We start from the raw sequence: 11,184 nt of genomic DNA, 5'->3' as shown, positions 1-11,184 counted from the left end.
CGCCCGCCTCTGAGGGCCTATAGCTCAGTTGGTTAGAGCAGAGGACTCATAATCCTTTGGTCCACGGTTCGAGTCCGTGTGGGCCCACCACCTTTAAAGCCGCGCACCGCGCGGCTTTTTCATGTCCGATACAAAAACAGCTAGACCAGTCCTATAGTCCAAAGGTACAAATTCGGTACAGTGCCGGTACAGTGTCGGTACAGCGGCACGCCTTTGGAGCAAGGAAAGATGGCCACCATCGTCAAAACGGAAGCCGGCACCTGGAAGGCTTTGGTACGCAAAACAGGCTGGCCAACCAACACCAAAACCTTCCGCACCAAGCGCGATGCCGAAGACTGGGCGCGCCGCACCGAAGACGAAATGGTCAGGGGCGTGTACATCCAGCGCAGAGGCTCCGAACGCATGACCTTGGAAATGGCCCTGAAACGCTACCTCAGCGAAATCAGCCCGACCAAGAAGCCAACCACCCAGCGCGCCGAAGCCACCAAAGCCCAACAGCTGATCAGCCACCTGGGCAAATACTCCATGGCCGCCCTCTCGGCCGAGATCATCGCCAGCTACCGTGATACGCGCCTGGCCTCGATCACCAATCGCGGCAAGCCCACCAGCAACAACACCGTGCGTCTGGAGCTGGCCTTGCTCAGCCACCTGTTTACCGTGGCCATCCAGGAATGGGGCCTGGGCCTTAGCTTCAACCCGGTGCTGAATATCCGCAAACCAAGCCCCGGCGAAGGCCGCGACCGACGCTTGTCTGCAGAAGAAGAACGCCGCCTGCTGACCGCCGTGAACAATCACAGCAACCCCATGCTTGGCTGGATCGTCCGCATCGCCCTGGAAACAGGCATGCGCTCATCCGAGATCACATCCCTGCGTAGGCATCAGGTCGATATGAAAAAGCGCGTGGTGCGCCTCTCAGACACCAAGAACGACAGCGCGCGCACCGTCCCACTCAGCAAATGGGCCACAGAGACCTTTCAGACAGCTCTGAACAACCCGATACGCCCGATTGACTGTGACCTGGTGTTCTTTGGCGAGCCGGGCAAAACCGGCAAGCGCGGCCCCTACGCCTTCACCAAGACCTGGGGGTTACTGAAAACCAAACTCGGCATGCCCGACCTGCGCTTCCACGATCTTCGTCATGAAGCCGTAAGCCGATTGGTCGAGGGTGGCCTATCCGACCAGGAGGTGTCCGCCATCAGCGGCCACAAGTCGATGCAGATGCTCAAGCGCTACACGCACCTCCGTGCGGAGGATCTTGTAAGCAAGCTGGACAGGCTGGTTCGCGAGCCTTAGCCCCCTCTGCACGCAGACTTGGCACGCTCCAGCTAGGCGGACACGTCCACCTAACTGAATCGCACCTCTACTAAAAAGCCATGCTCATCCAGGACTACCAGCTGTCAGTCAGTTTTTTAAAAAAATCTCAAAATAAATCCATGCTTAAGCCCCGCCAGAGGATAAGCACATGACCCGCAAAGAAAAAATAAATCACACAAACATCAATATATACAACATTGATAAATCAAACTTAACAACATCAACCAATCAAACTAAAAACATCAAACAAAACATCCAATCTGCGATTTGACATATACCTGTAAAAGATAAAAATACGGCCACCTACGCCCAACTACTGAAGGTGCGCTAATGTCTACGGAAGAATATCTTCTCTCACGCTTCGGCCCTTTAATGAGCCTTGCAAACATTGCTGAACTGCTCAACCGATCTGCGGACGGCCTGCGCGTCTCGCTGTACTCGGACACTGACCTATCTCGAAAACTAAAACCGACAATGGTTCGTATAGGCCGTCGGGTTTACTTTCGGACACTACAAGTTCAAGACGCTTTAGAGCTCTCTACCGCAGCAAGCGGCATCAGGGCCTAAGTGCATGTCTGACACTGTTATTATCAAGCGCAAAGTCAGAAGAGACTTCACTACGCTGCCTAATGATTTGATACGCGATAGCCGTATCTCATGGGGAGCCCTTGGCCTTCTGGTTTACATACTCTCGCTACCAGATGATTTCAGACTGCGCCTTTGCCATCTTGCTAAGCAGAAGTCTTGTGGCCGCGACGCGACCAGAGCCCGAGCAAAAGAACTAGAGAACGCTGGCTATCTGCTCATCACGCGAGAACGAGGTACACACGGCCGATTCAGCAGCACGCTGTGGGAGGTCTCCGATACCCCTACCCTCTCAGCAACTACACCACCACGTTCGGGTTTTCCGTACGCGGTGGAACCAGAAACGGAAAACCCGAATACGGTGCCTCCGTTTTCGGAAGACCCGACGCTACTAAATACAGATACAGAACAAGTACTAAGAGAAAAAAGAACTACTACTACAAAACCGTTTGAAGGCCTGCAATCACCCGCTCACGCTAACCTGGAGTACCCCGTAGGGATACCAGCCAGAGATATGCCGGCAGTAGACAAGGCTCTAGCGGCAATACCAATTGAGGACGCCCAAGCACTACTGGACGAGTTGGCAGGTGCATTGTCACAAGGAGGAGTCATCCGTACGACACCCATCCGATGGTTTTTTGGACTGCTGAAACGCTATGAGAAAGGCCAGTTTTCTCCGACCCATAAACAGCCTGCCAGAGACCGCCAAAAGCGTGATCAGGTAGCTGTGCCAGCCAGACCTATGGCAGCTAAAGAAGTAGCGATGGCACACTTGAAAGGCTTAAAGGTTGGACTTGGTCGCGGCCTTACCCAATGAATAGCTCCGGGGACGCATGGCTGCTCACCTTACGTACGCCGCGATGCGCACAATCTATGGCGGAGTTCATATGCCCATGCACAACCCGCCACACCTCGGCGAATCCTTACGGGAAGACATGCTTCCAGCACTAGGGCTAACAGCGGCAAGCCTGGCTAAACGCATAGGCTGCCCTCCCAGATCACTTGCAGCTGTCATGCTGTGCCAAGCACCAGTAAGCAACGAACTCGCTGCACAGCTCGAATTATCGGGCCTGGGCAAAGCCGACCACTGGATAGCCTAGCAAGCTGCTTATGATCTTTGGCGGGTGCAACAAAAAAGCCCTCGAAAATGAGAGCTTTCATGTAATTCACAAGCGGCCCAACTCGTAGCTAGATCGACCTAGTCTCATTGGGGCATCGAAGCTTGTTAAACAAGAGAAATGCCAACGCAACATAGAATGCAAAAACACTCAGCAGTTCGCTTAACGCCCCTCCCTTGACGACGTCAACACAAGCCTGCAAGACGGCTATCCACGTTACAAGCAAGCAAATACTCAGCAGAAAACAATTCGCTGTCTGTACAGCTATTCTTTCAGCGCCCAGTGCGGCACGAAAAAAACTGATGCTTTTATGCGCCAGAGCAGCCACTAAGAATGTTGCCGCCAAGGCGACGAAAAATGCAGACAAGACCATACTCCCACCTAGCTCCGTGACATTCTATTAAAACGCGATGCAGTTAACTGCCTATATGCCGCCATAGGAATACCTGCAGCCCTTGCAGTTTTACCTGGATTTTGGCTTGCCCACCTTGCATTACTTTCCTTTTGACGCCGAGCGGCGCGCATATCAGACAGAGTTTTCCCTGATGCAATATCTTTTGCACCAACCACCCCGCCCTTAGCCTTGCTGTAAACTGCGCCAGCTGCACCTAAAGTACTAATTGCGACACCGCCACCTAAAGCAGACGCGACAGAGTTAACCTGTGCAAGCAGGAGCGATCCGATAACACAAATAGCTGCTGCCGGTACAATATCACTTACTTGCGGATCAAGCTTTATTGCCGCTCCGCCTTCCAGAAGATACATTTCCAGCACAGCCATAACCAGCTTTATACACGCACCTGCAAGCACAACTACAAAACCATAATTTAACGCCTGCCCCAGCCAGCTCTCAAAAAATCGCTTTGTTGAATCGAACATTAGCAAAATTATAAATATCGGCCCTATGGCAAGCAGAATGGCCAACATAAATTTAGACAGACACAAGAGAAATGCCGCGTAAGCCGTCAGAGCTAAGCCAACAACCCAAACAGCAATAGCACAAAGGATCAATCCGATATGTGGAATAGTCGAAGCAGTACCTTTGGCCCAGAACGCAGCACCTAGCGAATACATCTGCGACATTAGGCCATCGAGATATGACGCAGATCCCGAACCAGCAGCCCCTTGAACGACAATCGCTGCAAGCGCCTCGGGAAAGCGCCAAATAAAATCGACTACCGCAGCATTGTAATAGCCTACGTTTAGAGCCAATCCAGTGATAATTGAAAGCCGCACCACTCGCCATGCAAAGTCTGTAACCGGCTCTTCAATCATACCTCGCATCATCATAAGTCCATGAATAATGAAGTAGAGCACCAACAACTGCGCAGTCACTGACCCAATCGAATCTATCACCCCAACCACAACGTCACTGACATAAACCCCCAGAGCAGTATCTAGCTCAGAGAATATTCGATTAAAAAAGCCAAACTCAGCATCATCCATTTCACTACCACCCCTTACGCTTGACGAATTCAGCAGATTCTCTGCCCATAGCCGCTGATACTTTTAAACATTCAGGGTCACTAGGCGCTTTTGTACAAAATTCCTCTAAATATTCTTGCTGGGTGTATGTCTTTCCATTCAAAACAATTTTGGACGGATTATCAACGTACGGAGCTCCCTCTTTACAACCTATGAGCGACAGAGACACCACCGCTAAAAGCACAATTATTTTCATACTTACCAGCCCTCACGCTTAATAAACCCACCAGCTTTAATCGCAACTTCTCTAAATTGCTGATCCAGTACCTCGCGCTGGCTAGCCTGCAACTGCGCCAGTAGAGCAATTTTGTTCTGTTCGTTCTGCAGTAGCATTTGCTCGCCCTGTATTCTGGCTTGCAAATCCTGAATATCCTTTAGCTCCGCCGCACCATTTACTCTGTCCAATAGGTCATTCAACGACTCAAACCTGGCGCTGACCTGGTTGTACCCTTGCTCACTCATCGACAGACTCAAAGCGTTCTGGCGCTGTGAATCCTGATACACACGCATAGAGTCACCATCCATCGATAACCCAGTTTGCTCCGCCCCAAAAATTTGCGCCGCCTCAAGCACTGCGCTGTAATCTGCCTCTTCCATTACCGACTGCCAGTCACCAGCTAGATACCCGTAGTCGCTTCTTGCCAAACTCCCCATACCCCGACTGCCATTCATGCTGTTATGCGTGTCCTGCATCTGCTGGTACTGCTGAACTAGCTGTTCATATTGAGCCTGCATTTCTGCAATTTCCTTTCCCCACTGCACGACGGTTTGCGCAAACTCCGCAACGCGCATTCCATTGGACACGCCATCTATTACCGGAATCCCTGCATTGGCTGTCTGATGATTAACTAAGGCGGCAACCACCAGCCAGCCCCCGAAAAACTTCGACAGTAATTTTGTGTAACTAGCCATAACTCACCTCCAGTCCAGAAACAACATTGCGCACAAGCAAAAACCACGAACAGTTAAATACTCAGCTGCCCACCAGACAACTCTAACTCACATATAAATAATTACGAATAGTGCGCTTTTGCTCTCGAAATGTATCCGAAATGCTACCAACTCAATTCCCAGCCGCTCACCAAACGATTACGGACAGCATCCAAGATGCTCACTTTGAGTATTCAGCATGCTCACTTACAGAAGAAGAAAGCGGAGTGTTGTAGTTAATTAATTTACTAGTGCAGGATAGGTCGCCGAGCGGCATTTGTGCTACAAACACGCCGAGGAAACCTCAAACAATGTTCTTGAGGCGCTTTGGAATGCCGCTAGATATCCTGGGAACTCAGCCCAATATTTATCACTACATAACCGAAAGTGGCTTTGAGAGCGCTCATAGAAGAATGCGCCGAACGCCCAATTTTCGCGGACGCGAAAATTTCCAGGCGGCATCGTTTTTCGCGGACGCGAAAAACTACAATCAGTTCAGGAAAGGCTTGCAGCCACCTTGCACCAATAGCCACTGAGGGCACGCAATGACACAGGAAGAGAAAAGCCGCCTCTTTAGTCGGCTGCTGGCCGAGTACCGAGACCTGTTTGCAGACATGGACGATTTGAACCGAACGCTCTGGTTTGCCGTCAACGAAGAGAATGAACTGATGTCATTCATCGTCGGGCCAGGTGAAACACCGGATCAAGCCATGCAGAGATACCAGGTAAGATTGCTCGCCATTGCTGCCGCCTTGGAGTCCCTACCGTGTGCCACCACCGAGCAGCGCAATATTGCAGAGCTTCGCCACATGGCCGCTCATGTGAGTACCGCATCGCCCGCTGAGACAGTTATTCCCGAGGGTGAAGACTACCTTTCTGGCCTTGCCCGCATGAGCCCAGATGAGTTTTCACAGCATATCGACGAGCTTTATAAGCAAATGCTGGAAGACCTGCGGTTGGAAGGGGCAATCTGAACCAGCAGGGGTGGTCTCAGCTCAAAACATGAGCCTCATACGCCTGTGATTTTCGCGGACGCGAAAAAATATAGCCGCCAAGTCACCACGTCATTTTCGCGGACGCGAAAATCTAACCCTGAAGCCTTGGGCCGATATATACCCCCGACAATCTGGCCCGGTCAAAACTGAACACGTGCGCATGCGGACTTTCCCCGCATCGGCCAACAAGAGGCATCTGGTGATCTGGCTTACCTTCTGCCAGCAAAATCCGTCCACCACAGAATGGGCATTCACTTGAGAAGCGCACGAACCGTGTCCAAGGTCTCTTTGCATCGTCACGGTACATTTCAAGTTCGGCAGAATCCTCCTTGAGCGCCAACGACGGAGCCGGTGCCTTTACGACTCGGTTGTCCACAAGCTCAACCCAGGGCTGATGCACAGCACGCCAAGTAATCCAGGCTAGAAAGACAACCAGTCCGCTGCTCAATAATTGACGTAGCGTAAGTGCCTGTTCAATCGAGGAAAGGCTCCATATCGATGCCAAAACCCAAAGTAGCAGGAGTCCCATACCAAGCAGCACAGTGATAAACATCATCACCCCCCGCCAACTACGGTTCTCCAGTACCCCTTTGCGAAAAATCAGCCGTAAAAAGAATGCTGGCTTAACGTCGCCATTTTCCGTCCTGGTGTAGATGATTTGCCGAAGCGCCTCCCCTGCCAGCGGGCCGAGATCACTGGTTTCCACCGGCCGAGTTGCGAGCCAGTAGATCCGCTGATTACCTGCTCCACCCTTAGCTTCACTGCTTGCGATCACCGGCAAATGCTTCAAGCCCATTTGCTCCGCACGCCGCCGAATCGAGTTCATCCTGGCGTCTAGGAATGTTTCCAGCGTAGAGGTTGATAGCCAACGTGAAGGGTCGCGCCCAACTGACTTTGCCTTCGGGTCGCATATTTCCAACAAGGTCGCACGGTCAAACGTCTGAGGGTCCTGGTTGCCCTTTACCAGGGCGTTAATGCTGGCATCCAGCAAAACTCGGATCACCTTGTAGGCCTTTACATCTGGTGCAGGCGACTGCCGCAGCTCTTCATCCAGACAACGCATTACTTCCAGCACAAACCCTCCCGAAGCCCCGCAAATAAAGGGCCCTAAGCATCTCCATGAACCCTCCCGAACCCTTTATGTAGGGTTCTGGGGAGGTTTTCACCTGCTCGAATCATGACTCTTGAAGCCGTCTTAACACCAGAGGCTTAACCCATGAGCATGTTCGTTGCACTCGATCCAAACGGCCAACTAATTACCATTGAAAACGCCATGCGTGGGCTTGCGTGCAATTGCACCTGCGCATCCTGCGGTGAGCCGGTAGTCGCTCGCAAAGGCCTGATCCGTGAGCATCACTTCTCCCACCACTCGAACAAGGAAAGCTGCTTAATTCAGCGCGAAAGCCTACTGCACCTGTACGCCAAAGAAGTCATCCGCAATCAGCTCGGCCTGCAACTGCCCCCAATGCCTGGCACTTGGCCGACGAGCGAAGACAAAACCAGCTGGTGGGATTTCGAAAGGGTGGATGAGGAAGTCCCACAACAAGGATTCCAGCCAGACCTGGTCGCCCACCTGAGAGATGGCAGCCAGCTATTCATCGAGGTCGCGGTCACCTCGTTCATTGGCGTGGAAAAACTGGAGCGGATCAAAAGCGCCGGCATTAACACCGTCGAAATTGACCTCAGCGAATTACTGTTCAACAAGCAGCCCATTCCCTCGGAAGAGGTGAAGGCCCATATCCTGGAGCAGACACGCAACAAATCCTGGATCTATCCCGAACCGCTGCCAATACCTGCGCAACCGGCAATTGATTTGCAGTTCATTGCAGCCAAGCCCCCGGCAGCTGAAACCCAAGCCAAATGTATCGAGTACCGCTATACGATCATGGGGATGTGGTTATCCGCCCGGGTACTGCCTACAGGCTCAGTTGCCGTGCGCTCCTGGTCATTTAATCCACAGATCACTGAGCTGCTTAAATCTTGGCGAAATGAGCTGGGCGGCGAATACAACCCTAAGTACAGGTGCTGGATTTTCTTCCCTCAATCTCGGGAAGAAGTACTGATACGCCTGCAAGAGCTGGATCAACAACCCTGACCAGGCACGCTCATCAAGCCAAACAACCTGGCTTGAGGATTAGACAATGAGCCGAATAGCCGGCATTATCAGCTCACACAATGAGCCGAATAGACTCGCTAATCGGCTCACAAATGAGCAAGCCCATGAATGCCCCCCTCTGGATCTGGCAGCAGCCTGACTGGCCAAACTTCACCTGGCAAGCCGAACCGCTTGCCCCGCTGCTGCGCGCCTGCACTCAGGCCCAGGGGCGCTTGCTCGGTATGCTCGGCGCTATCGGTAGCGACACCGAGGCACAGAGCAGCTTGGATTCCCTGCTACAGAACATCGTCACTTCATCAGCTATCGAGGGCGAGCAACTGAATGTCGGCTCGGTACGCTCCTCCCTAGCAAGGCGTTTGGGAATCAGCGAAGAAGGCCGAGTCAGCGCACGCTCCGAAGGCCTGGCGGAATTGTTACTCGATGCCACCAGCGCACACCAACAGCCGCTTGACCAACAGAGGCTATATCGCTGGCACCGCTGGCTGTTCCCTAGTGACGATAACCTGCTGGCTCGCCGATTACGGATTGGCATGCTACGAGGCGAAGAGCCTATGCAGGTTGTTTCTGGCCGGCTCGATCGCCCTACCGTGCATTTTGAGGCCCCACCGCGCCAGGTGCTGGAAGAACAGCTGGCAAATTTCCTCACCTGGTTCGAGAGCAGCCGCAGCGATGCCGGTCTCGATCCGTTGTTACGGGCCGGCATTGCCCATTTCTGGTTCGTCACACTGCACCCTTTTGATGACGGTAACGGCCGCCTTACCCGTACCATTACCGACATGGCACTGGCCCAAGGCGAGCAGCAGGCTATCCGTTTTTACGCCATGTCGGCGAGTATCCTCAACGACCGCGCCGGCTATTACCGCATCCTCGAAGCCGGCCAAAAGGGCACACTGGATATCACCGCTTGGTTGCAGTGGTTTCTCGGCACACTGCTCAAGAGCCTGGAGCAAGCCCTAGCCCGCATCGGCAGAGTGCTAGCCAAGGCGCGATTCTGGCAGACGCACCGCAGCCAGATCCTGTCTGCCGAACAAATCAAAGTGCTTAACCGCCTACTCGATGGCGGTGAACGCGGGTTTGAAGAAGGTATAAGTGCCGCCCAATACCAGACCGTGGCTAAAGTTTCAAAAGCCACAGCAACACGACACCTGAGTGACTTACTCGATAAAGGCTGTTTATATCGCCTGCCAGGAGGAGGACGCAGCACTCGTTACCATGTCAACTGTCAGATAAATAGTGACTCGTCAGCAGCGCACTCCATAGAGGTAAGAAAGGATTGGCAACATGATAATTAGAGCCAAAAGCTATGCAGCCAAAACCTTGGATCGCCCTAAGCGGACAGCCCTACTACGCCTTTCCAGAAGCAGTTGACATGAACCAATTCAAGCCGCACAACAATGTCCTAGTTAGATTCTACGAGTCTATAATTGACTCTATTGACCATAATAAAATCAATGAGCTTATCGACCTAGATAACGCAGACACTGTGCTACGAGACGTTCTATCCATTGAAGAAATGCGAGCTATAGGCAGCTTCTTTACTGGCCAAGCATTAACAACTCAAGCAGTTGATAGTTTCAAAAACCCGATCACGGACAACTCAGTTGTACTTGATCCGACTTGCGGAACTGGAAACCTTTTAATAGAAAGCTCTAGGCATTTGGAAATAAAACCCTGCCTTTCTAAGACCCTAAATATCTGGGGGAAAGTACTGAGGGGATATGACATTCACGACTCTTTTGTGGAGGCGACGAAACTACGCATTATATTAGAGGCGTTAAGCAGGGGAGCAATTAAAGACTGCACGTTAAATGAGGCATTCTTATACTTCCCAGAAATTAAGACGGCTGACGCCATGTCTATCCAGCAGGAAGACTTGACCGATGTAACTCACGCGCTAATGAATCCACCTTTTTCAAGTTGGGACTCTCCAGCAGAAAATTACTGGAATCCTGGGAAGGTTAATGCAGCCGGAATAGTTTTCGATCACTTCCTTCGAAACCTCCCTAAAAACTGCGAAATCAGCGCAATACTTCCAGATGTATTACGCTCGGGCAGTCGCTATGAGAACTGGAGAAAATTTGTCTCACATAATATAAGAGGCGACATCCGTATCATTGGACGCTTCAACCAAAAAACAAATATTGACGTTTTCTTGATCAGTGGTTCTTTGAACACAGAATCAAAAAACGAAATATCGTGGTTCCCAAAGAAGAAAGGCTCTTCACACATCAGCGACTATTTTGATGTATGCATTGGACCTCTGGTCGCTTACAGAGACCCTATAGACGGCATACTTGCGCCATATGCACATTCAAACAACACGCCATTATGGGAAACCATAACAAGTTTTACTGAGCATCGAAAATTTAAAGGACGGTTGATTCTACCGCCGTTTGTTGTTGTGCGCCGAACATCTAGCCCCACAAATAAATTTCGTGCATCAGGGGCGATAATAGCAGGCAACACGCCTGTAGCAGTTGAAAATCACTTAATCGTTATAAAGCCAAAAAACGAAAGCATCAACGACTGCCAAGATCTACTTAAAAAACTAAAGCAACCCGAAGTCAATGACTTTATAAACAGCAGAATTCGTTGCCGCCACCTAACTGTCGGCGTCATAAAGGAAATTCCATTATGGTGA

At 51.4% G+C, this 11,184-nt stretch carries 11 protein-coding genes and 1 tRNA gene; 9 read left to right on the top strand and 3 right to left on the bottom strand.

Annotation, left to right across the window (positions count from 1 at the left end):
- The first annotated feature begins 13 nt into the window (after window positions 1-13).
- From ACWPW0_RS02500 to ACWPW0_RS02480, 5 genes are all read left to right on the top strand, one after another.
- Window positions 14-90, top strand: a tRNA-Ile gene (locus tag ACWPW0_RS02500).
- A gap of 138 nt (window positions 91-228) precedes the next feature.
- Window positions 229-1,293, top strand: a complete 1,065-nt coding sequence (locus tag ACWPW0_RS02495; protein WP_454254349.1) for a tyrosine-type recombinase/integrase — start codon at window positions 229-231, stop codon at window positions 1,291-1,293.
- Between the two features lie 169 nt (window positions 1,294-1,462).
- Window positions 1,463-1,585 (top strand): hypothetical protein, encoded by a 123-nt coding sequence (locus ACWPW0_RS02490; protein ID WP_454254348.1) that lies wholly within the window; start codon window positions 1,463-1,465, stop codon window positions 1,583-1,585.
- A 300-nt stretch (window positions 1,586-1,885) separates the two neighbouring features.
- The gene (locus ACWPW0_RS02485; protein WP_454254347.1) at window positions 1,886-2,716 is read left to right on the top strand and encodes a hypothetical protein; all 831 of its coding nucleotides are present in this window, start codon (window positions 1,886-1,888) and stop codon (window positions 2,714-2,716) included.
- A gap of 16 nt (window positions 2,717-2,732) precedes the next feature.
- Window positions 2,733-2,999 carry a HigA family addiction module antitoxin gene (locus ACWPW0_RS02480; protein ID WP_454254346.1) on the top strand — a complete coding sequence of 89 codons (267 nt, stop codon included), beginning with the start codon at window positions 2,733-2,735 and terminating at the stop codon, window positions 2,997-2,999.
- A gap of 399 nt (window positions 3,000-3,398) precedes the next feature.
- Here the strand turns inward: ACWPW0_RS02480 and ACWPW0_RS02475 are convergent, their stop codons facing one another.
- Window positions 3,399-4,463, bottom strand: coding sequence for a type IV secretion system protein (locus tag ACWPW0_RS02475; RefSeq protein WP_454254345.1), 1,065 nt, complete (start codon window positions 4,461-4,463; stop codon window positions 3,399-3,401).
- Between the two features lie 237 nt (window positions 4,464-4,700).
- Window positions 4,701-5,414, bottom strand: coding sequence for a type IV secretion system protein (locus ACWPW0_RS02470; RefSeq protein WP_454254344.1), 714 nt, complete (start codon window positions 5,412-5,414; stop codon window positions 4,701-4,703).
- Window positions 5,415-5,977: 563 nt separating this feature from the next.
- Between ACWPW0_RS02470 and ACWPW0_RS02465 the strand changes: the two genes are divergently transcribed.
- Complete coding sequence (locus tag ACWPW0_RS02465; RefSeq protein WP_454254343.1) at window positions 5,978-6,406, top strand: hypothetical protein; 429 nt, start codon at window positions 5,978-5,980, stop codon at window positions 6,404-6,406.
- 112 nt (window positions 6,407-6,518) lie between these two features.
- Here the strand turns inward: ACWPW0_RS02465 and ACWPW0_RS02460 are convergent, their stop codons facing one another.
- Window positions 6,519-7,502 carry a hypothetical protein gene (locus ACWPW0_RS02460; RefSeq protein WP_454254342.1) on the bottom strand — a complete coding sequence of 328 codons (984 nt, stop codon included), beginning with the start codon at window positions 7,500-7,502 and terminating at the stop codon, window positions 6,519-6,521.
- 141 nt (window positions 7,503-7,643) lie between these two features.
- Here ACWPW0_RS02460 and ACWPW0_RS02455 point away from each other — a divergent pair, with 141 nt between their 5' ends.
- The 3 genes from ACWPW0_RS02455 to ACWPW0_RS02445 all read left to right on the top strand — a co-directional run bounded on the left by ACWPW0_RS02455 (window position 7,644) and on the right by ACWPW0_RS02445 (window position 11,184).
- Window positions 7,644-8,522, top strand: coding sequence for a DUF7828 domain-containing protein (locus ACWPW0_RS02455; RefSeq protein WP_454254341.1), 879 nt, complete (start codon window positions 7,644-7,646; stop codon window positions 8,520-8,522).
- A gap of 125 nt (window positions 8,523-8,647) precedes the next feature.
- The gene (locus tag ACWPW0_RS02450) at window positions 8,648-9,835 is read left to right on the top strand and encodes a Fic family protein (protein ID WP_454254340.1); all 1,188 of its coding nucleotides are present in this window, start codon (window positions 8,648-8,650) and stop codon (window positions 9,833-9,835) included.
- Between the two features lie 77 nt (window positions 9,836-9,912).
- A complete protein-coding gene (locus ACWPW0_RS02445; RefSeq protein WP_454254339.1) occupies window positions 9,913-11,184 on the top strand; it encodes an N-6 DNA methylase in 1,272 nt (423 codons plus the stop codon).

Source organism: Pseudomonas sp. Marseille-Q8238 (assembly GCF_965111915.1).
Note: the sequence above shows the minus strand (reverse complement) of the source record. Positions and strands in the feature narration are given on the sequence as shown.